24 protein-coding genes, 1 tRNA gene and 1 pseudogene are annotated in these 22,151 nt (G+C 67.6%); 17 read left to right on the top strand and 9 right to left on the bottom strand.

Annotation, left to right across the window (positions count from 1 at the left end; translation table 11 throughout):
• The first annotated feature begins 67 nt into the window (after nucleotides 1–67).
• The 13 genes from COUCH_RS11270 to COUCH_RS11210 all read left to right on the top strand — a co-directional run bounded on the left by COUCH_RS11270 (nucleotide 68) and on the right by COUCH_RS11210 (nucleotide 9,673).
• Nucleotides 68–922: a replication-relaxation family protein gene (locus tag COUCH_RS11270; protein WP_249612020.1), complete on the top strand. Its 855-nt coding sequence runs from the start codon at nucleotides 68–70 to the stop codon at nucleotides 920–922.
• A 326-nt stretch (nucleotides 923–1,248) separates the two neighbouring features.
• Nucleotides 1,249–1,950, top strand: a complete 702-nt coding sequence (locus COUCH_RS11265; protein WP_249612019.1) for a hypothetical protein — start codon at nucleotides 1,249–1,251, stop codon at nucleotides 1,948–1,950.
• Between the two features lie 92 nt (nucleotides 1,951–2,042).
• Complete coding sequence (locus COUCH_RS11260) at nucleotides 2,043–2,630, top strand: hypothetical protein (protein ID WP_249612018.1); 588 nt, start codon at nucleotides 2,043–2,045, stop codon at nucleotides 2,628–2,630.
• A 128-nt stretch (nucleotides 2,631–2,758) separates the two neighbouring features.
• Complete coding sequence (locus COUCH_RS11255) at nucleotides 2,759–4,072, top strand: helix-turn-helix domain-containing protein (RefSeq protein ID WP_249612017.1); 1,314 nt, start codon at nucleotides 2,759–2,761, stop codon at nucleotides 4,070–4,072.
• Nucleotides 4,073–4,145: 73 nt separating this feature from the next.
• Nucleotides 4,146–4,700, top strand: coding sequence for a hypothetical protein (locus COUCH_RS11250; protein WP_249612016.1), 555 nt, complete (start codon nucleotides 4,146–4,148; stop codon nucleotides 4,698–4,700).
• A gap of 73 nt (nucleotides 4,701–4,773) precedes the next feature.
• On the top strand, nucleotides 4,774–5,763 hold the full coding sequence (locus COUCH_RS11245; RefSeq protein ID WP_249612015.1) for a DUF932 domain-containing protein: 990 nt from the start codon (nucleotides 4,774–4,776) through the stop codon (nucleotides 5,761–5,763).
• A gap of 89 nt (nucleotides 5,764–5,852) precedes the next feature.
• A complete protein-coding gene (locus COUCH_RS11240) occupies nucleotides 5,853–6,257 on the top strand; it encodes a hypothetical protein (protein WP_249612014.1) in 405 nt (134 codons plus the stop codon).
• Nucleotides 6,257–6,463, top strand: coding sequence for a hypothetical protein (locus tag COUCH_RS11235; RefSeq protein ID WP_249612013.1), 207 nt, complete (start codon nucleotides 6,257–6,259; stop codon nucleotides 6,461–6,463). Before COUCH_RS11240 ends, COUCH_RS11235 begins: the two co-directional genes overlap by 1 nt.
• A 64-nt stretch (nucleotides 6,464–6,527) precedes the next feature.
• On the top strand, nucleotides 6,528–7,526 hold the full coding sequence (locus COUCH_RS11230; RefSeq protein ID WP_249612012.1) for an IS481 family transposase: 999 nt from the start codon (nucleotides 6,528–6,530) through the stop codon (nucleotides 7,524–7,526).
• Nucleotides 7,527–7,576: 50 nt separating this feature from the next.
• Nucleotides 7,577–7,798 (top strand): hypothetical protein, encoded by a 222-nt coding sequence (locus COUCH_RS11225; protein ID WP_249612011.1) that lies wholly within the window; start codon nucleotides 7,577–7,579, stop codon nucleotides 7,796–7,798.
• Nucleotides 7,799–7,836: 38 nt separating this feature from the next.
• The gene (locus COUCH_RS11220; RefSeq protein ID WP_249612010.1) at nucleotides 7,837–8,175 is read left to right on the top strand and encodes a hypothetical protein; all 339 of its coding nucleotides are present in this window, start codon (nucleotides 7,837–7,839) and stop codon (nucleotides 8,173–8,175) included.
• Between the two features lie 187 nt (nucleotides 8,176–8,362).
• Nucleotides 8,363–8,575 carry a hypothetical protein gene (locus COUCH_RS11215; protein ID WP_249612009.1) on the top strand — a complete coding sequence of 71 codons (213 nt, stop codon included), beginning with the start codon at nucleotides 8,363–8,365 and terminating at the stop codon, nucleotides 8,573–8,575.
• An 81-nt stretch (nucleotides 8,576–8,656) separates the two neighbouring features.
• Nucleotides 8,657–9,673 (top strand): hypothetical protein, encoded by a 1,017-nt coding sequence (locus COUCH_RS11210; protein WP_249612008.1) that lies wholly within the window; start codon nucleotides 8,657–8,659, stop codon nucleotides 9,671–9,673.
• A 315-nt stretch (nucleotides 9,674–9,988) separates the two neighbouring features.
• Here the strand turns inward: COUCH_RS11210 and COUCH_RS11205 are convergent, their stop codons facing one another.
• The gene (locus tag COUCH_RS11205; protein ID WP_249612007.1) at nucleotides 9,989–11,152 is read right to left on the bottom strand and encodes an IS110 family transposase; all 1,164 of its coding nucleotides are present in this window, start codon (nucleotides 11,150–11,152) and stop codon (nucleotides 9,989–9,991) included.
• A gap of 308 nt (nucleotides 11,153–11,460) precedes the next feature.
• On the opposite strand from COUCH_RS11205, the gene COUCH_RS11200 reads away from it, so the two are divergent.
• Entirely contained in the window at nucleotides 11,461–12,210 is a 750-nt protein-coding gene (locus COUCH_RS11200) for a hypothetical protein (RefSeq protein WP_249612006.1), read from the top strand.
• A 362-nt stretch (nucleotides 12,211–12,572) separates the two neighbouring features.
• On the opposite strand, the gene COUCH_RS38860 is transcribed toward COUCH_RS11200, so the two are convergent.
• The 5 genes from COUCH_RS38860 to COUCH_RS11180 form a co-directional block, all read right to left on the bottom strand.
• Nucleotides 12,573–12,695, bottom strand: a complete 123-nt coding sequence (locus COUCH_RS38860) for a hypothetical protein (protein WP_275980094.1) — start codon at nucleotides 12,693–12,695, stop codon at nucleotides 12,573–12,575.
• Between the two features lie 318 nt (nucleotides 12,696–13,013).
• On the bottom strand, nucleotides 13,014–13,421 hold the full coding sequence (locus tag COUCH_RS11195) for a hypothetical protein (RefSeq protein WP_249612005.1): 408 nt from the start codon (nucleotides 13,419–13,421) through the stop codon (nucleotides 13,014–13,016).
• Between the two features lie 166 nt (nucleotides 13,422–13,587).
• Nucleotides 13,588–13,854 carry a hypothetical protein gene (locus tag COUCH_RS11190; RefSeq protein ID WP_249612004.1) on the bottom strand — a complete coding sequence of 89 codons (267 nt, stop codon included), beginning with the start codon at nucleotides 13,852–13,854 and terminating at the stop codon, nucleotides 13,588–13,590.
• Between the two features lie 151 nt (nucleotides 13,855–14,005).
• Entirely contained in the window at nucleotides 14,006–14,302 is a 297-nt protein-coding gene (locus COUCH_RS11185; protein WP_249612003.1) for a hypothetical protein, read from the bottom strand.
• A gap of 201 nt (nucleotides 14,303–14,503) precedes the next feature.
• Complete coding sequence (locus COUCH_RS11180; protein WP_249612002.1) at nucleotides 14,504–17,074, bottom strand: LysM peptidoglycan-binding domain-containing protein; 2,571 nt, start codon at nucleotides 17,072–17,074, stop codon at nucleotides 14,504–14,506.
• Nucleotides 17,075–17,383: 309 nt separating this feature from the next.
• Here COUCH_RS11180 and COUCH_RS11175 point away from each other — a divergent pair, with 309 nt between their 5' ends.
• The 3 genes and pseudogenes from COUCH_RS11175 to COUCH_RS39140 form a co-directional block, all read left to right on the top strand.
• Nucleotides 17,384–17,719: a hypothetical protein gene (locus COUCH_RS11175; RefSeq protein WP_249612001.1), complete on the top strand. Its 336-nt coding sequence runs from the start codon at nucleotides 17,384–17,386 to the stop codon at nucleotides 17,717–17,719.
• Nucleotides 17,720–17,937: 218 nt separating this feature from the next.
• A complete protein-coding gene (locus COUCH_RS11170) occupies nucleotides 17,938–19,332 on the top strand; it encodes a hypothetical protein (protein WP_249612000.1) in 1,395 nt (464 codons plus the stop codon).
• Between the two features lie 516 nt (nucleotides 19,333–19,848).
• Nucleotides 19,849–20,907: pseudogene (locus COUCH_RS39140) on the top strand (recombinase family protein); the annotation flags it as partial.
• Between the two features lie 132 nt (nucleotides 20,908–21,039).
• On the opposite strand, the gene COUCH_RS11160 reads toward COUCH_RS39140, so the two are convergent.
• The 3 genes from COUCH_RS11160 to COUCH_RS11150 all read right to left on the bottom strand — a co-directional run bounded on the left by COUCH_RS11160 (nucleotide 21,040) and on the right by COUCH_RS11150 (nucleotide 22,094).
• On the bottom strand, nucleotides 21,040–21,441 hold the full coding sequence (locus COUCH_RS11160; RefSeq protein WP_249611998.1) for a hypothetical protein: 402 nt from the start codon (nucleotides 21,439–21,441) through the stop codon (nucleotides 21,040–21,042).
• A gap of 58 nt (nucleotides 21,442–21,499) precedes the next feature.
• Nucleotides 21,500–21,574: transfer RNA gene (locus tag COUCH_RS11155), tRNA-Val, on the bottom strand.
• 94 nt (nucleotides 21,575–21,668) lie between these two features.
• Nucleotides 21,669–22,094, bottom strand: a complete 426-nt coding sequence (locus COUCH_RS11150) for a TIGR02611 family protein (RefSeq protein WP_249611997.1) — start codon at nucleotides 22,092–22,094, stop codon at nucleotides 21,669–21,671.
• Nucleotides 22,095–22,151 lie beyond the last annotated feature (57 nt).

Below are 22,151 nucleotides of genomic sequence, written 5' to 3'. Positions count from 1 at the left end.
CCCGCAGCCAAGATCCACATGTCCAGACTCCCTACAGGGTGTCTCTCTCCACCAGGGGGTGGTCACTATGCCGTTCTCGCGTACGGCCAGTCTGCTGGCCATCTATCCCCACATCACCCCTCGTGACCGTCTCCTGCTCCAGCTCCTGGACGACCATCAGGTCCTGACCACCGGCCAGATCCACCGGATGCTGTTCATCGCCCGAAGGACTTGCCAGCTACGCCTCAACGAGCTGGCCGCCCTGGAGCTGGTGGAGCGGTTCCGGTTCTCGCGGGTCGGCGGCGGAAGCCAGCCGTGGCACTGGACGCTCGGCCACAACGGTCACCGTTTCCAGGCCGCCGCCCACGACCGGCCGGAGCCCACGCCCAGGGCCAGTAACCAGACGGTGCAACGGCTGTCGGCGAATCCGCACCTGCCGCACCTCGTGCTGGCCAACGAGTTCTTCGTCCGCCTGAGCGAGCACGCCCGCCGGCACCCTGGCACCCGCCTCGACCGGTGGTGGTCCGAGCAGGTCACCACCAAGCAGTACCGGACCATCACCGCCGACGGACACGGCCTCTGGACCGCCGGCCCCGTCACGATGGGCTTCTTCCTCGAAGCCGACACCGGCAGCGAGCCGCTCGGCCGCCTGGTCGCGAAACTCGACCGGTACGCCAAACTCATCCGGCGCGGCGGCCCGCAATACCCGGTGCTGTTCTGGCTCGGCACCGAGCAACGCGAAGAACATCTGCACCGGCAACTGCCCGGCCAGCACACCACCGTCGCGGTCGCGACCTCCGTGCACGCCAGCGATCCCGCCGCCCGCGTGTGGCTGCCGCGCGGCGCCACCGGCCGCGTCGAGTTGGCCGATCTGCCGAGCGACCACGGCCAGCCGGTCGCGGACAACCCCAACTACGACGATGACGGCGTCTTCGTCCTCTGACAGCCACTGACAACTCCACAGTCGAACCTGTCAGCCCAGCTCACCGGCATGATCGCGAAACCTGACAGGAGCGGCGCTGTCAGACCACGAAGCTACGGTGCAGCTTCTTCTTTTTCTCTTTGTTCGCACCGCCGCCCGTCTCGACCCCCTCTGCGGGACTGCCCCGCGCCCGGCCCCAGCTCACCCCATAGCCCACCTTCCCGGTCGGCTCGTGATCTGCGCCCCGCGCATCTCCTCGGCAGTCTCCCGCCGGTCCAGACGCCGCGATCCGGTGGCACCACACCCGCACCACCAACCCCTACCCGCTTCGCGAAAGGAGCACCCTCATGTCCGCCGCCAACTCCCGCACCGACCAGATCGTCACGGTCTGCTTCAACCCCGGCGAAGACGCCGACTGGTTCGCCGCCAGCGAGAAGGTCAACGACCTCATGAACGCCAACGGCACCCCGGCCCGCCGGTTCCGCGTGCGGCACCGCAAGTTCATCGGCTGGCTGACCCGGTTCCTCGGGTACTACCTGCTCGACGCCGCCCGCAAGTTCGGCGCCATCACCCTCGCGGCCGGAGGCCGCAAGAGCCGACTCGACCTGTCCGGCATGTCGCAGGTCGCCGCGAACGAGGCCATCGCCCGCTGGCGTGCCTGGAACATGCACATCAACGCCACGACCAAGCCCGCCCGGCTCTGGGAGGACTTCCTCGCCCAGCACCACGCCGACGCGGCCAAGGTCAGCCTGACCGAGGCCCGTCGCCGCTTCGAGCAGCAGCCCCGCGTGCTCGCGATGCTCGCCTACAACGGCGGCCACATTTTCGACCCGTACGAGCTGTCGCTCTACCAGGCCGGCGAGGCCGCTTACGCGGGCCTCTACTGGCGAGTCGCCCTCGTCGGCGACGCAGTGATCACCACTGACGGACGCATCATGCGGCCCGCCACCAACACGACCGCGGACCGGCTTCGCTTCCTCAACGAAGCCTGCATGTACCTGCGCACCCTGCACAACCGTGCACGGCTGTGCGCCGTCGCCATCGCCTGACCCACCCCCAACCCCCAGCACCTCGAAGACCGGTCGCCGCCCCGCTGCGACCGGTCTCCGGCGTGCCCGGACCACGCGAAAGGAGACCCGTGATGTACCTCGACCTGGTGGAGAGGTGGATCGTCCGGACCACCGGCCGGACCCTCGATCAGCACGCCGCCGATCCCGTCCCGGCCGCCGCGCACCTCCCGGCTTCCGCCGATCAACTGCGCCTCGCCCGCGAGGTGCTGCTGACGGCGGTGGACGAGTTGCGGACCCTGCTCATCAACGGCGACGACCTGACCGGCTCGCCCACGACGCTGGCCAGCGCCCTGGACGAGATTAGCGGCCACGTCAGCGAGTACGAAGGTGCCCGCATCCACCTCGAAAAGCTGGTAACCGATCCCGACCGCATGGGGTACGTCGCATCGCACCCGGTACAGCCGGTCCGGCGGCGCTACGTCAACCCCGGCGACACCGTCCTGATCGTGCTGCCGCACATCGAGTACCTGCGCCAGCAGAAGATCGCCGGGCGAGCCGTACGAGCGCAGATCCACACGGCCGACGTCGAACTCGACCCCGGCGAGTTCCCCGGCCCGGTCCGCCTGACCCACGGCCTCGCTGGAATCTACCGCGACCGCGTCGAGGACCGCCTCTACCACCTGCGGGCCACCGGCGAACGCCGGATCTCCCGCCACTGATCACCCCGGTCGATCTGCCGCCGGGCGTTCGCGAGCTGCCACTCATGGCCGCACGCGTCTTCGAGAACCACTGCCCAGCACCGTCCGGTGCCGGGCAGCACCCCTTATTTCCCGAGGAGGGAAACCCCATGGAAATCCAGTCCCTGACACCTGCCACGCAGGCCGTCCTCAAGGCTCTGGCCGAACTCGGCCAGGGCAACGTCCACGAACTGGCGGAGAAGTCGGGCAAGGCCCGCTCCACCACCGACAAGGCCATCCGGACCTTGGCCGACGCCGGTGTCATCGTCGAGGTCGACCTCGGCGCGGACGCGGCCGAGGGCACGCCCACCCGCTGGACCCTGTCGGACGATGCCAAGTCGGCGCTGGACGCGGCCGACCTCAGCGACGAGAACGCCGCCGGCCCGGACGAGACCGTCGACGAGCCGGACTCCGACCCGGCCGACGAGGCAGCCAGCGACGAGAGTTCGCCGACCGACGACGACGAACAGTTCCCGGCAACCGACGGCTCCGGCGACCCGGACACCACCGACGGCGACGGCGACGAGGACCAGGACGACAACGGGGACACGGACGCCCCCGCCGAGGGCGGACCGCGTACGGTCGTCGCGCCGCCGCGTCCCGGCGACCGCAAGGTCATGGCCATCAAGGGTGTCCTGGCCGAATTCGGCGACGAGGGCGCGACGGTCGACATGATCGTGTCCGAGAGCGGCATCAGCCACCCCACCACCATCCGGCTGCTCGACGCGATGCAGCAGGCCGACGCCGCCCGTCGCCTGCCGCCCAAGGAGGGCAATCCGGAGCGGTGGATCGCCGGGCCGACCAAGGCATCCGAGGTCGACCCGAACCCGGAGCCGCCGCGCTGCCCGCTGTGCTTCCAGGTCATCCGGGGCGTCACCAGCACCCCGGCGGCCGTGGCGGCGGTCCAGAGTCTCATCCGCGCTGACGGAACGCTGCACATCGTCGGGCCGGACGACGAGGTCCACGCCGTGAAGCTGCCGACCCGGCTGGCGCCGCGCACGCTGAACACCACCTCGAGCAGCGTGGGGAACCGCAGCGACGCAACCGCCAACGCTGACGGCAACCAGCCCTTCCAGCGTGGCGAGCTGGAGCGGCTGACCGTCGCCGAGCTGGCCGCCGCCCCCGGCCGGCCGATGACTCCGCAGGAGATCGCCACCGCGATCAGCGCGAAGCTGGGCGGCCGCAACGTCAGCTCCGGCGCGGTGCGCAACAACTGCACCAAGGCCGCCGCCGCGGGAACCATCCTGATGGTCTCCGACGCGCCGCTGACCTTCGTCTTCCCGAAGCCCGTCGTCAGCGACGACGCCGCTGAGGACGAGGCGAATGCCGAGCAGACCGACACCGCCACCGGCGACGGCACGGGCGACGACCAGTCCGAGCAGACCGACAACGGCCAAGAGGCCAGCGGCATCCAGCACCCCTGATCGATTCCTGTCCTCGCAGGGCCGAGCGCACATGCGCCCTGCCCCGCACCCGTTTACGAGAGGGACAACATCCATGACCGACTTCTCCGAGGCCGGGTCTGGCACCCCGGCCGGCCGACCCGAAGTAGTCGGCGACGCGGGGCAACACCACACGCCGAGGGGCGAGAGCCCGAGGCAGCCGTACGACGAGCTCGACACCGAGTCGGCGCAAATCATGAGCGCAATGCCCGGTCGTGGCTTGGTCACGCCGGAGCAACTGGCCGCGCGCACCGGACTACCTCTGCGCATCGTGCTGCGGCGGCTGCCGCTGCTGGAGCTGGCGGACCTGGTGCATCGCCGCGACGGTGGCGTGACCTTGGCGAACGGCGACGGCCAGGTCGACGCGGCGTTGGCCGATTTGGTCAGCGCCTACTGCGCCGCCAACCCCGACCAGCCGATGAAACCGTACGAGATCGCCCGTGGCGTCACGGCCGCGACCAGCCGTCACCTCGGCACCGACGCTGTTCTCCACTGCTGTCTGCTGCTGGCCTCCACCGGCCGCCTGGTCCAGGTCACCGACGCGCCGACCGCGTTCGCCTTCCCGGCCGCCGACATGCCGGCCGACGAAGAGCGCACCGCTGAGTCCTGACCATCCACTCATTCCCACGCGGGGCCGAGCAACTGCTCGGCCCCGCATCCGTTCCCGAGAAAAGGAGAACCCTGTGCCACACGAACTCGAGCAATTCGCCGACGGCACGACCGCGTTCGCCAGCGCCCGCCTGTCGGCCTGGCACCGCCTGGGCACCGTCACCCAGAAGACCATGAAGGCCGAAGAGATCATGGCCGCCGCCAAGCTCGGCGACTGGGGCGTGCGGACCATCCGCACGGTCGGCATCGACATCGTCGACGGCGTCGAGGTGCAGATCCCCGCCGACGACAAGCGGATGACCGTGCGCCGCAACCCGCTCACCGGAGTCACGGAGTATCTGGGAATCGTCGGCACCGACTACACGGTGGTCCAGAACGAGCAGTGCGCCGAGATGCTCGACCAGCTCGTGGACCAGGTCGGCGGCGCCCACTTCGAAACGGCCGGCAGCCTACGCCGTGGCAAGAGCGTGTTCGTCACGATGAAGCTGCCGGACGCGATGACCATCGCCGGAGTCGACCGGATGGACCTCTATCTGATCGGCACCACCAGCCACGACGGGACCGCCGCGCTGCGGGTGGACGCCAGCCCGATCCGGGTGGTGTGCGCCAACACGCAGCGGGCCGCGTTCGCCCACGCCGTCGGGCACTACACCTTCCGGCACACCTCTAACGTCGGCTCCCAGATCAGCCAGGCCCGCGAGGCGCTGGGCCTGATGTGGAAGTACATGGACACCTTCGAGCAGGCCGCCGAGCGGATGCTGAACGAGGCGCTGACCACGCGGGAGTTCGAAAAGGTCGTCGGCCAGGTATGGCCGGTCAAGGACAACGCGTCGGAGACCACCCAGCGCAACGCCAAGCAGCGGCTCGGCACATTGAAGTACCTGATCACCGAAGCCGACACGCAGAAGGCCATCAAGGGCAGCCGGTGGGCCGGATACCAGGCCATCGCCGAGTACCTGGACCACTACCAGCCCGCCAAGGACGACCTCGTGCGCGCCAACCGGGTGCTGACCGGCACCACCGGCGATCTCAAGATCGTCGCCTTCGACCTGCTCAAGGTCTGAGCACCGCCACCCCTCCACCCGCCCCGGGGCATGGTGACCCCGGGCGGGGTCAACATGCCCCGGCTCGTACCCCGAAAGGACACGAGCCGATGACCGCGATAACCCCTCACCTGCTGCACCCCCGCGACCCACGCCAATCGGTCTGCGGGATCCCCGCCGACGAGGTTCGCCGGTGGGAGACCGACAGCCCGCCCCGCGCCCACACCTGCGAGGACTGCCTCACCCAGTACGAGGAGGCGGCCCGCCCCGACGACGCCAACCACCCGATCGGCGACGCCACGCTGATCGACACCCTGCGGCGCATCGTCGCCGAGCGGCAGTACCCCAAGATCGACGGCGTCCTGGTCGACGTCTGGTCCGCCAGCGTCACCGTCGCCATCTGGGACCAACTGCACGAGGACAAACGGCAACGCCTGCTGAGGTTGCCGCCGCACGAGCTGATCCTGCGGTGCATCCGCATCTACGCCTCCCTCACCGCCCGGGGAGGCAAGTGATGGCCGCCCGGCAGCCGCAGCGGTTCCACTTCGGGCCGTGGGTCTTCGACATCGATGCCGCGCTGAAGCTAATCGCGGCCACACCCCACGAGACCCAGCAACTCGACGTCCAGGCATGGGCCACCGCGTACAGCCTCCATCACCTCGACGACCCGCAGCGCCTAGCTGTACTGACCACGGACGTTAGTGACGTGGAGATCTTGTAATAGGTGAGGGCCTTCGGGTTCGGTGTGGATTGCGACGTCCTACCCCGAACCGTGGAAGGCCCTCATGCCACACCGTAATGCACCGTTGTCCGAGACCGGTCGGCTGCGCCTGGCCCGCTGCGTGGTCGATGATGGCTGGCCGCTGCGCCGGGCCGCGGAACGCTTCCAAGTCAGCGCGACAACGGCGAAACGCTGGGCCGACCGCTACCGCGCCGACGGCCTCGCGGGCATGACCGACCGCTCGTCACGCCCGCACCACAGCCCGGCCCGGACGCCGACGCGCACCGAACGCCGGATCATCAAGATCCGGGTTCTGCGCCGCTGGGGCCCGGCCCGGATCGCCTACCTTCTCGACCTGAACCCGGCCACCGTTCACCGGGTCCTGACCCGCTACCGGCTGGCTCGCCTGAGTCACCTCGACCGGGCCACCGGCCGGGTGGTGCGCCGCTACGAACATCACGCACCGGGCGAGCTGGTCCACGTCGACATCAAGAAGCTGGGCAACATCCCCGACGGCGGCGGCCACAAGATGCTCGGCCGCGCCGCTGGACAACGCCGCCGCTCGGCGCACCGAGACCCGCAACGGCCCCGCAAGCTGACCAACCGCCCGAACCTGGGCTACCAGTACCTGCACAACGCCGTCGACGACCACTCCCGGCTCGCCTACACCGAAATCCTTGCCGACGAGACCCGCGAAACAGCAACCGGCTTCTGGCTACGCGCCCACGCGTTCTTCACCGCAGCCGGCATCACCGTCAAACGCGTGCTGACCGACAACGGCGCCTGCTACCGCTCACACCTGTGGCGCGACACCCTCACCCAGGCCGGGATCACCCACAAACGCACCCGGCCCTACCGGCCTCAGACCAACGGCAAAGTCGAACGCTACAACCGCACCATGCTCGAGGAATGGGCCTACGCCCGCGTCTACACCAGCGAGACCGAACGCCGCCAAGCCCTGCCCGGCTGGATCCACTTTTACAATCACGACCGCGGACACACCGCACTCGGCGGCTTACCACCCGCCAACCGCGTCCCTAACCTCACGGGTCAGTACACCTAGCGGTCAGCCTCATCGGCCCCACCCCGAACGCCATCGACCGGCTCTACGCGATGAACACCGACCTGACCGACCCGGTGATCCTCGGCCTCGTCCGCGTCGGGGACGGTCCGCCCGCCGGGCTGCTGATCGACGGCGTGCACCGGCTCTACCACGCCTGGCGCAAAGGCATACCGCACCTGCCGGCCTACGTGCTCACCGCCGAGGAAACCCGAGCCGTCCAGCACGACAAGCTGCTCGGCCCAGGCAGCAGCCTCATCGGCCCCTCGTCCTGATTCCTCTACCACCACATCGACGTTTCTACGGAGTCACGATGACCTACCTGATGCCCTGGCAGCGGCCCTGCAACTGCCGCTGCCCCCTGCACGCCCAACGGACCCGCCTCACCTACGACGAGTCCGGCTGCGCCTGCACCATCACCTGCGCCACCCAGCCCATCACGCTGCTGGCCGACCGCTGGGGCTGCGCACTGTTCCTCGACCAGAGCGGCGACCTCTGGCAGGTGCCGGCCCTCCCCGGCGGCACCTGGGACTGGAAGAACGCCGGAGAAATCGACACCCGGCACGACTTCTACCACGCCAGCGTGGTGATCGAGACCCGGTTACGGGAGCTCGTTCACGTGCTCGCGAACCCCGAGGTCTTCAACCTCTGAAACCCGCACATCCAAGGTGGGCCGCCCGCGTGGGCGGCCCACGGCCCTATTGGTGCTTCACGACCCTTTGCGAGACAGCTATGTACCGGACGCCTCGCCCCGTCTACGACTGCAACTGCCCTGTCTACCGCGCTCGGTCTACAACGCGCCGGATTGTCGGTGTCTGATCAGTTGCACCAGCCAGCCCATGACGCTGCTCGCCCCGCAGATCAACGGCGCGCTGTTCCTTGACCGCGCCGCCGCCCTCTGCTTCGTACCCGCCTTCCAGCCGGGCCACTGGGACTGGCGCTGCGCGACCCCCGGCACCGAGGGCCACCCGCTGGCCGACGTCGATCCCCTCGTAAGCACGTTGCTCGCCGCAGTCGACACGCGGCTACGCGCGTTCACCCACTGCCTCTGACCAATCCCTCAACGCCTCGTCCGGCCGGCCGCGCACCCGCGCAGCACGGCCCTTTTTGTGTCATCGAAAGGGCACTCGACTATGACCAAGGCAGTCCTCGGCATCGTCACCCTCGTCATTCTCGCCTGCTTCGGGCTGCCCATGCTGCTGCTGTCCGCCGTCATGGGCAGCAGCTCCGGAGCGTGCAGCGTCGCCGCCGCACCAAGCACCAACGTTTCCGTGCAACCGACGGCCACCACGACGTGGGACACCGATCAACTCAACATCGCCCTGACCATCATCCAGGTCGGCGTCACCAAAGGCGTCGGCAGCTGGGGCCAGACCATCGCCCTCGCCGTCGCCATGCAAGAGTCCGGACTACGGAACCTGCCCTACCTCGGGGCTGACAACGACCACGACTCCATCGGCGTCTTCCAACAGCGCCCGAGCCAGGGATGGGGCACCCCCGAGCAACTGGCCGATCCCGCCTACCAGGCGGGCAAGTTCTACGACAAGCTCAAGACCATCGCTGGATGGCAGACCATGCCACTCACCGAGGCAGCCCAGGCGGTCCAGCTCAGCGCCTACCCGGACGCGTACGCGAAGTGGACCACCAACGCCGTCGCCCTAGTTGATCAAAACGGGACCGGTGAGATCGCCCTCGATTGCTCCGCGATGCCCCTCGGCAGCGCCGAACCGGCGCCGCGCAACCCCGACGGCTCCTGGCCCGAGGAGACCTGCTCCATCATCCCGGACCCGACAACTGGAACCGGCTGCCTCACCCCGCGCACTCTGCACCTCATTCGTCAAGCCGCTGCCGCCGGCTTCCCGCAACCCCGCTGCTGGCGCGTCGACGACCACGGCGAACATCCAAAGGGCCGCGCCTGCGACTTCATGATGACCTCCGGCAGCGAGGCGTCCGGGGCGCAGAAGGCCAGAGGAGACGCAATGGCGGTGTGGGCCGTCGCCAACGCCGACGCGCTTGGCATCCGATACGTCATCTGGTTCCGCATGATCTGGACCGCCGACGACCGCAGATGGGGCCCCTACAACAATCCGTTCGGCGGCGACGACCCGTCCGGATGGCACACGAACCACGTGCACATATCGATGAACTAGAACCATTGAAAGTTGCATCTGATGATGCATTCGCAAAGACCGCTGCGGGCGACCTGCCCGGCCCGTCGATCGCAGCGAAGGCACAGCCGCGGCGGACCCGCATCCTCCCCGACGAATGAGCCCGACCTACACCCCCCCCAGAGCAGGTGCCGGTGTAAGGGACCAGGTGCAAAACGCGTACGCCAACGAGCACACAACAGCGTTCGAGAACCAGAGTACTTCGGCCGGTTCGCGGCCAAGCCAGCTCAGCAATGATCGACTACGGCCAGTCACGTCGCCCGGCCAGGCGGCGTCCGGATCTGGCACCCCTCTATGTCAAGAGGCGACCGCGAGGCTTGCTTTAAGGTGGGTTTCGGCGGGTCCGGGAAGTGACTTCTCCGAAGTGTCGATCATGGGGTTGAGGTCGGCCGCGCTGGATTGCAGAGTCGCCCCCACGTGTCCTCCCGGGCCTGTCGCGATCCGCTTGGCGTCGGCGACCATCCGTTTGTAGACGACGTCGGACAGACGGCGTTTCAACGCCCGCATTGCTTCCATGGGGGTCTTGCCGTCGGCGAGTTTGCGCCGGTAGTAGCGGCGGCCTTCAGTGTCACGGCGCAACTGGACCACGGCCATGATGTGCAGCGTCCGGTTGATGCGCCGGTTTCCTGCTCGGGAGAGCCGGTGGCGGTTCTGGTCGCCGGAGGACGCGTCGATGGGTGCGGTGCCGTTCCAGGAGGCGAAGTGGTCTCGGCTGGCGAACCGGGCGATGTCGCCGATGTCGCCGATTAGGCGCGCGGCGCCGGATGGGCCGATGCCGGTGGGTTCCTGCAGGGTGCTGCCGGTGGAGGCGACCAGGTCGGTGAGCTCGGCGTTGGCGACCTTGATCTTCTTGTCGATCGTGACGAGTTCGTGGATCAACTCGGACGCGAGCCAGCGGCGGGTCTTGCCGACGAGATCGCGCGGCCGGACGGTGTTGAGCAGGGCACGGGCCTGCTGGGCGGACAAGAACTTCTTCGCCCCGCCTGGGATGAGCTCGAGCAGCAAGTGATGCAGCCGGGACACGACTTCGGTGCGGGTCCGGCCGAGCTGGTCACGGCGGTCGACCAGCAGCCGCAACGCCACCGTGGTGTCGTCGGCCTGGACCCGCCACAGGCCGGGCGTGCGCAGCGCGGCCACGGCGACGCTGTGAGCGTCGACCGGGTCGGTCTTGCGACCCTGGCCAGTAGCGAATACTCGGGCTCGCGCTGACAGCTTCGTAGGCACATCGACGACGGTTTCGCCGTCAGCGACCAAGCGCTGGGCGACATGCCGGCCGATGCCGTTGCAACCCTCGACGGCCCAGACCCGTTCACCGTGCTTGCGGCCAGCAGCGAGCATCGCCTTGTAACCGTCGTGATCAGTGCCGAACCGGCCCTTGCCGAGGACACGTTCGCGCTGGTCAATGACCTCGATCGTGGCTGATCGCTTGTGCGGGTCCACTCCGATGACGACATGGGGCATGTGTCTCGTCCTCCCTGCTCCGACCTGATGCCGGCGGGAGGGCAGCGCTACTTTGAGCTGGGCATACCCCTCTGGAGCCACTCCGCGCCGCGGTGACCGGCAGAGCGCATGCCAAATCTGAGCCACACCCACGATGCGGGTGGACAGCCGAAATGAGAGCGACTCTGCCGGTCACCTCGACCATGCCTGGCCGGGCAGCGGTCGTGCCACCAGTAGATAAGTAGCCGAGATGAGTACGCCGGAGCATCCAGCTGTCGAATCTAGGTCATCGGGTGTCCCAACAGTAGTTCCTTGCCGATGATGGCTTGATGAACTGGATCCCCGCCTTGGTGACCGGCGGACTGGCATTCTCTGCCGCAATACTGGTGGCAGTCTTGAACAACAAGTCTCTGCGCGCGCTTGCCGAGAGTAAGAAACTGGCGGACCAGAAGCTTTCACAACAGCAGGCCGAAGAGCGGAGTCGTTTGGTCAGGCTCGAAAGCCTGCAGTCGGAGGAATCGGCTGCCCTCAAGGCGAAGCGCGAGTATGAGTACGAAGCCTTGAAGCGCCTGTACACCGTCGCTCGCCCGCTCATGTTTCAGTTGGGCGAGGCCTGTGAGGTGAGTAACCGGAGGATAGACAAAATCCTGCTAGGCGTCATCAAGCTGCATGCAGGGTCCAGCTCATTGGTTACCACCGCCTACCGGCTTGGAGCGCCGTTGGTGCTCGTTGTCGCCCTGCGCCGCGAACTCACGACAACCGACCTCAGCCTCGACCCAAGGCTGCGTGAGCAGTACGTCGTCGCCCGAGAACTGCTCTTCGTCTTTCAAAATGGTTACGAACTGGCGGCGTGCTCGCTGAGAGTTCCTGACTACCGCAAAAATAAGCACGAGCCCCGCCAGCACCTGACCGTACGTCAACTGGATGGCCTGCTCGAAGGATTAAGCGCGGACCACCTGACGAACGGCGCCGTCAAGAGCTTCTCTGAATTTGAAAGAGATCCGTTGACCTGCCGGAGCAAAATGCGAGGTCCACGGACGCCGCGATTGATCTACTTGGCCGGGCAAGTCCGGACTTGACGCCCGTACTGTGGCGGATATTGATGACTCAGCGATTGCTGCAGGCGGCGCTTCTGCGTTTGTTGGTCAACGATGGCTTCGCCGCGAGAGCGCAAAGAATTCCCATTCCGGAGGACCCCCGCTACGCCGCCGCTCATGAAGCGGCCCTCGGGTCCGCCACTGCATACCTCGGGGCTCACGGCGTATCTTGTTCGCATTAAATCCGGAGGTAGCCGGCTTGCTGAAATGCCGCCGAGCGGGCGTAATACCACACGGATCGTCCTGGGCGGGCGCGTTTGAGCCAGCGTGGTGGGACGGCTTTGTCGTATGAGCTTCATCGTTCGGTCGTGCGGCTTACTGTCGGACACATGCACCCAGACTTCCTAGACGTCGGGCGACTTGTGGTCGGACTGCCGGTGGAGTTCCTCGACGATACGAACTTCGATGCAATCGAGGTCCTCCGTGGCGGTGCGCCTGCCCGGTGCGATCGCCAGTGGCGCGGCCATCCGGGCTTGATAACTGCGACCCATCTTCACCACGTGCTCATCGCCTGGGTGGGACTCGAGGACTCCATCGCTAGTCGGGCGGAAGGGTATGGATGCAATGATGAGGGACGCTTTCCCGGGCTCGGTGTGCTCACCATGGAGGAGTACGAACGGCGCCGACGTCGGGTCTTGGCGGGAGAACCCCCAATAAATTGTTGCAACCCATGAGGTGGGGCTTGTGCGCTCTGTTCTGCCGCCGACCGCGCACGGCGGCCGGAAGTGAGCCTTCGCCCAGCTTGGCGGACGCCGGCAGCGGTCCGACGCACGCTCATGCCGAGATCAGTGCACCTGATCATGCCGAGGCGACGGCCCTCGGACCGTTCCCTGCAAGTCGGAAGACAGTGCGGGAAGGCCGCGATATGAGGAGCTGCGCACCTTCCAAACGATGAAAGAGACGACAGCCAGCAATGCGAGGGTGGCAGTTCCAGTGACGGCAGCGAGGTAACCGGCGAAATGGCCGACACCGAAACCACACTCCAGTCCAGCCGCGGTGCCGTCGCGGCACCCCGGAGGCTGCTGGCGGTCCTCGGCGTTGCCCAGGATGGTGCCGACTACCACACACAACACGGGGAGCGCCGCGCAGCAGCCGAAGAGCACTGACCTCGGCACGCCGTGGCACCGCAGGGCTGTAAGCCAGCCGGCGATCAGAAGGACCGGCACGAACAGTGGTAGCAGCAGTATCACCATCAGGCGTTGATCTTAGGCCTTGGGGACCACACCGGCGGTGGTTGCCAGGGCTCAGCTAAGCCAGCCGGGCTGCTATCGCTTCGTGCTATCGCTGGTGAGGAACCGAGCGATACCCAGCGGCAGTGTCAAGTTCCCGTTGGCGCGGCGCTTGTCGGCCGTACGCCGCTCAGCCATCAGTATCCCCACCATCAACATGTGCCCAGCGGCTCATGTGGTCGTCGACCACTTCTCGCACCTGGCGGCGGATATCCGTGTAGCTCATGTCGCCCATGCCCTCGGCCTCGAGAACCGCGTCGGTGAAAGCATCTACGCCCGCTGGAGGCGACTCGACAAGACTGCGGCTGCTCTGAGGAGGAAGGCAAAACCCCAGCCGAATACATAGCTCGTTCAGGAGGCGTTGCACATCGGAATCCAGATCGTCGCGGTAGCCCACAAGGCCAGCATCTCAGGACTTGCTGCGGCAATCGGCGCAGTTGACGGCGACTGGCGAGCATGCCTTACGTAGACGCCCTCTTCTACGGCGATTCGCGCACGCAGTTCTGGGGGTCGGGTTGCATCCTGTACCGGGGCGGTGCGTTGAGGAGTCAGGCGTCGTCGCGTGGGGTGTCCACGCAGCGGCTATGGAACTCGCTGAGCCAATGATTCACCTGTGCGTCGTCGTGCAGGAAGATGCCGCTCGGCCCAATGGGCATGTCGATGCCGTGAAGTAGCTCGAGACCCCACCAGACGACCTCGTCGTCCACCGCGTTGTCGGCTGGGCCTCCGTGCCACTGCGCTGCCCACCGATCCGCCTCGTCGCGAGTTCGAGTGCCCGCGAGCACGGCGGAAAGCCAATGATCAATCTCCTCACGTGTCGGAGGACCAAGGTGCGCAGAATTCATGATTGAAGGATGGGCGATGCGCAGCGCCGGCGCACTGATCTGCCGCGATCCGGCCGTCAGTTGGCGTCGGCAGGTCACTCAAAGTGAACGGCGAAGGCAGGGTCGTCGGGCTGGCTGGCTAGCCCGGAGCGGGTCGAGGGCTCCCCGCGCTTGACGTTGTGCACCGTCGGCGTACCCGGCTCCGTTCTGGGGCTCAGGCGTTCAGGCGCGAGTCAGGCTATTGCGCAGATGGCGGGCGAGTTCGATGGTGTCCTCACGCGGTTCAGCGTTGAGGTCGGCGAGTGCCTTGGTGAGGGCGCGTAGCAGGGTGCGGATGCCGTCGGCGTCCCCAAGTGCGTGTCGGGCGTGCATTGCTTTGGTGTAGAGGGCTTCGTTGTAGCGGTCCAGGCCGATCGCTTTGTCGAGGAGGTCGGATGCGGCTTGGGGATCGCTGTCGAGGAGGTCGTCGGCCAGCGAGAGGTGAGCTTCGGTGCTCCAGCGCCGTACCGTTTCGCGGTGCGGCTGGATCCATTCGTAGTCCTGCCCCTCGGCCAGGGGCGCGGTGCACAGGTTGCAGGCGGCAGTGAGGAGCTCTTGGCGGCGAGGCTGTGAGGCGATGGTGGCCTGGCGTAGTAAGTCGCGCAGGTTCCAGAGGTCGACGTCCACGGTTGCGGGGTCGAGTCGGTACCGTCCGGCGGTTTTGATGAGGTAGGAGTTGCGGGTGTCGGCGGTGCCGGCGCGGCCGAGGACGTGGCGCAGGTTCGAGGCGTTGGTGTGGACGCGTTGGTCGGCTTGGCTGATGCGGGCGTCGGGTTCGAGGTATTCGCCGATCTCGCGGGTGCTGGCGCCGTCGGGGTGCACGGCGAGATACACGGCGAGTTCGAGGGCTTTCGCGCGTAGGGGCCGGCCGTCCGCGGTGATGTCTTCGATACCCGGTTCGCCGAGCACGCGGAGCCGCGCCCGCTTGGTCGTGACCGGTGTGAGGGGTGGTGTGTTGTCGACGGCGGCCTTGTCGGCTCGGCCGCCGGCCACAGGCACGGTTGTACCGGTTCTCGGATCCGAGCCGGTGGAGGGCGGCGTCGGTGTCCGCGTGCTGGGGGCGGGTGGTTGGCCGGTATGTGCTTCCCTTGCGGCGTCGAGGAGATCGCGCGTTGTAGCGATGTCCAGGACGGCCAGCTGCATGGCGTGGTCAGCGCTCGTTTCCAGCCGGGCATCGCCGTCGTCCGAGACGGACAGCGTGGGGCCGTGAGGCCAGTGGCCGAGGACGACGGTGGTGATGTTCAGTTCTTGGGTGAGGCCGAAGGTGATGCGGGCTCGGGTGCTGTCGGTGGCCTGCTCCGAGTGGGTGATCAGGAGCAGTGGCGGCAGTGCTTCCTCGGCTGGCGTGGTTTCGCGCAGGGTGTCGAGGTCGGTGAGGTTGTGCTCGTCGAGGATCCGCGCTCGCCGCAGCAGGTGGGTGTCGAGCAGGGTGAGGGCTTGCTCGAGGGTGTCGGTGATGTGCAGTCGTGGCCAGCCGGCGATCGGTGGGTCGCCGAGCAGTTCAGTCAGTGTGGGTCGGTCGATGATGACTTCGGCGCGCTGGGCGGGGTCGGTGGGTGTGCCCGCGGTGATTGCGGTGATGAGCAGGCCGCGGGCGGCGGCGTCGGCGCTGGAGCCGATCAGTCCGACGCCGCCGGAGGGCAGGGTTTCGGAGTCCTCAGGCTCGCGCAGTGCCGGTGCGCTGGCGTGGCGGGTGTGATGTTGAGCGGCAAGGAGCGGGGCGGGTAGGTCGTGCAGTTGCTCGGAGCTGCCGGGTACGTAGCGACGGCGGCGTTGCAGCCAGACGAGAGCGGCGGTCGCGGTGATCGCAACGGCAAGCGTCCAGGGGATGATGCTGCCGCCGGGCAGTACGAGGTCTCCTCCGGTGGGCGGGTGCGAGCTGTCGTCATCGGCGTTGCTGGCGGAAGGCGGTGCTGAGCGGGTTGACCCCGGTCCCTCGGCGTCTGGACTTCCCGTTGTCGGGGCCTGCTTTGCGACCGGCGGGTTGGTGGATTCGGGCCGTGCTGGCACGGGTGGTGCTGACCGGCCCGGTGGCCGATGCGGGTGACTGGGCGTGGCATCAGCCGGTGGAACTGCGTCAGCGGGCAGGCGCACGGTCCAGCCGGGATAGATGAGGTCGCAGTCAGTCAGGGTCTGGCCACGGGCGACGTGGCGGTGTTTATTGAGCTTGCAGATGTCGGGCCAGCGATCGGCATCACGAAGCCACGTCTTGGCGATCTTTGAGAGGGTGTCGCCCCGACGGACGTGATGCTCGTAGCGGTCGCGGCCGACCGCGAGCATGATGCGGCCCTCATGGACCAGCGGCGTCTCCGCGTTGCCGGCATTGCCTTGCACGGTGGCAGACGGCCCGGATACGGAACCCACCACGTTACTGAAGGCAGCCCGCTCGGGCACAGAGGCCGGAACACTATGAGCCACGGGGGCGGCGACGGCTGCGGCTGCGGGACCGGTGACGACGGCGACGGTGGCGGTACCGGTGAGTCCGACGATCAGGCGGTGCAGCGGCATAGGCAGCCGCCACCGGGCAAGCCGACGGCCGCGGAGCACACCGGCCACGCTGCCCACGAGCAGGATCGCGAGTGCCGCCCAGACCAGCCAACCGGCCCAGATCAGCAGGACCCGCAACCCGGCGGCAGAAGACGCTGCAGTGGTAGCGGCGAACGGGCCGGTATTCCACCACGAGGACCACACGTCGACCGGGTTGCCGAACGCGATCCACAGCAACCATGGCGGACCGACGACCAGGAGCGCCACCGCGACGACAGTCCGAAGAATCTGCTTCGGCCGCCATATCGAGGGCTGACGCGACGCCGCAACCGGACTCGGCGGGATCCACAAGGAGGGCTGCCGGGCGTACTGCGCCGCTCGGCGGCGTGCCGCTTCAGATAGCTGCTCGTCTTCCACCGGTTTCGATCCCCCGAGTCCGACCCGAATCATCCTCAGTACCGACCCGCGCTGGCCGAGCGCTACAGATAATCGTCGATCTTTCACAGTGCGAAGATCTGGCTACTTATCGCCCTGAGGGACCGGGTCTGCGCCTGCGGGCGCGGGACACTACCCGTCATGGCCACGGGGGATCTTCATCTGAGCGTCCACCTCGGCGCACGCTGGACCGCCGCTGTCGCCACGGTGGACGGGCGAACATGGCCGGTGACGTTCGACGGACAGACCCGCCTCCCGAGCGGCGTCTGGATCGATCAGCAGTCCGGCTCCGCCTCAACCGCCGCAGGTGGCACCGTCGCAGCAGTCACGGCCTCACACGCGTACCTTGCCGATCCGATGGCGGCGCTGCGCAATGCCGCAGAGGCTGACGTCCGCCCTGCTGCAGCAGTCTCGGCGATGCTGGCTCATGTCGCCAACATCGCCTCCCTGCAGGTCGGTACCCGGTGGCCACGCTGACGCTCACAACACCTCAACCGTGGGGACCGAAGTCGAGACAACGGCTCACTCACGCGGCCACTACCGCCGGACTGCCCGAACCCGCCATCGTCACCGCAGCCGCAGCCGCAGCCGCAGCCGCAGCCGCAGCCGCAGCCGCAGCCGCAGCCGCAGCCGCAGCCGCAGCCGCAGCCGCAGCCGCAGCAGCGCCCGGCACTGATGGCTTGGCGGGCGGGTTCGTGCTCGTCTGCACCATCGGCGACAGCTATCCCCATCTTGAGGTCCTGGACGCCAGCGACCAGTACACGCAGCTCGCCGCCGTGACTGCTCGTGATCCGGACGCTCCCGCTATCGACGTCGCCGTGGCGTCCGTGATCCGGCAACGGACGGGGGACAACGCCGACGTTCCCGCCGGGTTGGATGGGCAGACCACGGCGGAGATCGCTCGCGCCCGCACCGCGCTGATCGGCGCTACCCGGGCCCCGGTGCTGTTGCCCGGTGAGTCAGACCCGCTCGTTCTCGAACGCTCCGACCTGGACAAGGCAGCGGGACCGCATCTCGACCAGCTCGGTCCGGCTCTGAACCAGGCGCTCGCCGAGGCCGATATCGACCGCGCTGACGTTGCGGCTACAGTCCTGGTGGTTCACGATGCCACCGCTCCGGCGGCACAGGCCGCACTGGCTAACACAGGCCTTCCGCCGCCGACGGTCCTCAACCAACCGGACCAGATAGCCGCAGGCGCCGCGCATCTGACCGGAACCGTCCGCACCGCAGCGGCCGCGACGGCCGCCACGACGAGGTTACCGCGCACCAGGCTCTCCATCGGCAGCCTGACCACGGTCGCCGTGCTCGCCGCCGCCTCGGTTGTCCTGCTGGTGCAGACGGTCACCAGCGCCGACATCTCGATCATCGCCGGCAGCATCGCCTACGTACGCCTGCCGCTGGCCAACCTCGCTCTCGCAGCCGCCGTCGCTGCCACTGCCGCCACGGCGGCGGCGCAACTCGGCCCGACCACGTGGCTTTCGCCGCAAGGTATGAACGATCCCGCCTCCACCGGCTACCTGCTGCGCCGTTCCTACCTGGGTGCGGCAGCAGCCGGCCTTGCCCTCGCCGGGCTCTGGGGCCTCGGTGCAGGCGTGGGCGTCGGCCAGACCGACCCGGCGTACCTGCGCTGGGCGCTGACCGCAGCTGCCCCGATCGCTGCCTGCGCGGCGATTATCGCCGTTGTCTCCCCGCACGTTCCCGCCGCGCGACTCGGTGACTGGCTGCCTCGCATGCGGCCGCCTGTCTGGCCCATCGCCGCTGCGGTGGCCGGTGTCTATCTCGTCCGCTCCGCCTACACGCTCACTTTCCCCACGAACCTCACCGGCGTCGTCGGCCTCACCGCCGCGATCGGTGCCGCCCTGCTCGGAGCTGCCACCGCTGCCACCGCCACCCGACACCTCGCCCTCCGCATCGCGATCAGCGTCATTGTGGTTCCCGGGTACGCCCTGGTCGTGGCTGTCAGGACGATCGGTTATCTCGCCGCGGCCTACGTCATCACGCTCATCTGGTGGCACCTCGCCGCGACCGCTCACACCGCCCGCGAAGCCGCCCCAGACAACGCATTCACGCGGTGGCTCACGAGGATCTGAGGCGAACGCGCCCTCTGGCACCCGCACGTGAGGCGTACGCCATGACGCCACATTGGCGAGGCGACGCTCGCGCATAGACACCCGTAGACCTGACCCAACAACACGCCCGCCGAGCATCCGCTCGGCGGGCTTTCTCGTGCCCATCGAGAGGAGCTTGACGATGACCGACTCGACCGTGCCGAACCGGTACCTCAACGTCGATAGGACGCCGTACCGCCGAGCTGCCTATGGATGACCGGGCACCGTACAACGTCTCCGACACACGCCAGTCTCGTAACCGAACGAGGCATGTGCATGTGCTGGCCCCGGCCGAGGTGCCGATGACACCCGACGACTACGAACAGGCGGTCACCGCGCTCGCCACGATGATCGCCGCTTGGTGGCAGGAACACCAGCCCGACACCAATCACTAGCGGCACAACGCCACGCCCGGCGCCGGAACCTCTGACAGGCAGAGCATCCCGGCGCCGGGTTCGCCGTTTCCAGCCCCTGTACGTGGCTTGACCCCGGCCATGGATGGACCGACGGTCGACACCCCCACCAACAAATGATCTTGAGGTGATGATCATGGCTAAACGAACCCGTACATCCTCCCGTGTCCGACAGATCATCGATGACACCAGCCGCCGGATCGCGATCTACCTTCGCCGCTCCACCGACGAGGACCACCAGCCCTTCAGCCTGGAAGCGCAGGAAACCAAGCTCCGCGCCTTCGTCGCGTCCCAGCCGGGGGACTGGGAGATCGTGGCCGTTTACTCCGATGACGCCTCCGGGGCCAGCACCGACCGCCCGGAACTCCAGAAAGCGCTTCGTGCTGCACGGGCCGGCCTGTTCGACACCCTGCTGGTCTACCGGGTGGACCGGTTCTCCCGCAGCCTGCGCGACCTGACCGGCCTGCTCGACGAACTCGCCGACGCCGCCGTGGCCTTCCGCTCCGCGACCGAGCCGTTCGACACCGCCACCCCGGTCGGTCGGATGCTGGTCCAGATGCTTGGCGTGTTCGCGGAGTTCGAGCGCGAGACCATCATCGACCGCGTCATCGCCGGGATGGAACGCAAGGCCGCCAAGGGACTGTGGACCGGCGGGGCCCGCCCTCTCGGCTACAACATCGACCGCAACCTCGACAAACTCGTTCCCAACCCAGCCGAGACCGCGACCGTCCGCAGGATCTTCGACCTCTACACCACGGACCGACTCGGCACCAAGACCATCGCAGAACGCCTCAACGGCGAAGGACTGCGTACCCGGCTCGGCAAACCGTGGTCGCAGCACACCGTTGAGATGATCCTGACCAACCGCACCTACCGTGGCGAGAAGACCTTCCGCGACATCGTCGTACCCGACGCCCACGAACCGCTCATCAGCGCGGCCCAGTTCGACTGCGCCCAGGACATCCTCGGTCGACGCTCCGCCCAGATCGGGCAGCGCGCCGCCAACCCGTCCTCCTACATCCTCACTGGGCTCATCCGCTGCCCGCAATGCGGACGCGGCTACATCGGCACCGCCGCAACCGGACGCTCCAAGACCTACCGTTACTACACCTGCTGGAGCCGCGCCCGCTACGGCAACAAGGCCGGCTGCGACATCCACCGCTTCAACGCCGACGACCTAGAAGCCGCCATCAGCGAAGCCCTGCTCGACTTCTACACAACCGGCCACCAACTGATCACCGACGCGATCATCCGCTTCCAGCAAACCCATGCCAGCTCAACGGCCGCGAAACGTGAACAGCTCGCCACCGTCAAGAAAGAGATCCGCGACAACGCCGGTGCTGTCGACCGCTACCTCACCGCCTTCGAGAAAGGCACCCTCGACGACGACGCACCCGAGATCCGCGCTCGCTTGGACACCCTCAAGATCCAAGCCAAGGCACTGCGCGCCCGCAAATCCGAACTCGAACTCGACCTCGAACAGCCACCCGAGGCGCTCACGCCAGCTGACCTGGCAGCGGTACGGACTCAGATCCGACACATCCTCGCGAACGAGACGCACAACGCCCGCAAGGCACTCTTTGAAACCCTGATCCACGAGATCACAATCATCGCGGACGACACCGTCCGACCCATCTTTAAGCTCCCGCGCGCCGGAAACGACGAAGGGCCAGCCCACGATGGGCTGACCCTTACCGACCGTGACGCGAACCAGATGGTTCGCGCACTGCCAACTGTGGTGGGCGATACTGGGATCGAACCAGTGACCTCTCCGGTGTGAACGGAGCGCTCTCCCGCTGAGCTAATCGCCCGGGACGCAGCAGACTGTACCGGACCGGCCCTCCCCCACGCGAACCCGGGGGTCGGCGCGTCGCCGCCGGCCCGGGTGCGGCGCGGGCCGGGCCGTCAGCCGCCGGCGAGGAAGTCGCGGATCTCCGTAGCCAGGTTGATGCCCATCGTGAGCTTGACCGAGAGCCAGACGACGCCGCAGATGAAGACGAAGCCGACCAGGCCGATCACCGCGCGCACCGGGAGGGACTGCCGGAGCACCCAGCGGGTCCAGGCTTGGACGTGGCGCTTGGTGAACTGGAGGAGGTGGCGGGCCCAGACGAACTCGACCGCCCAGATGGCAAGGCCGAGGATGACGATCGCCCAGCCGGGGCCGGGGAACGGGATGAGCACGATGCCGATCGCGACCACGATGGTGCCGAGGAATCCGACGCCGATGCGCAGCGCGAGGCGGCCGGTGGGGTTGGCGCGGATCCGGTCGAGGACGCCCCGGGGTGCGTGACCGGCGGCCGGCGAATCGGTCACGGGGTCGGATTGGGACATCTCGTTCACTTTCACGGCAAAGATCGCGGGCTCCCGGTCATTTCATCCCCTAGTGTT

Origin of the sequence: Couchioplanes caeruleus, from assembly GCF_023499255.1 — a bacterium.
GTDB lineage: Bacteria > Actinomycetota > Actinomycetes > Mycobacteriales > Micromonosporaceae > Actinoplanes > Actinoplanes caeruleus_A.
Note: the sequence above shows the minus strand (reverse complement) of the source record. Positions and strands in the feature narration are given on the sequence as shown.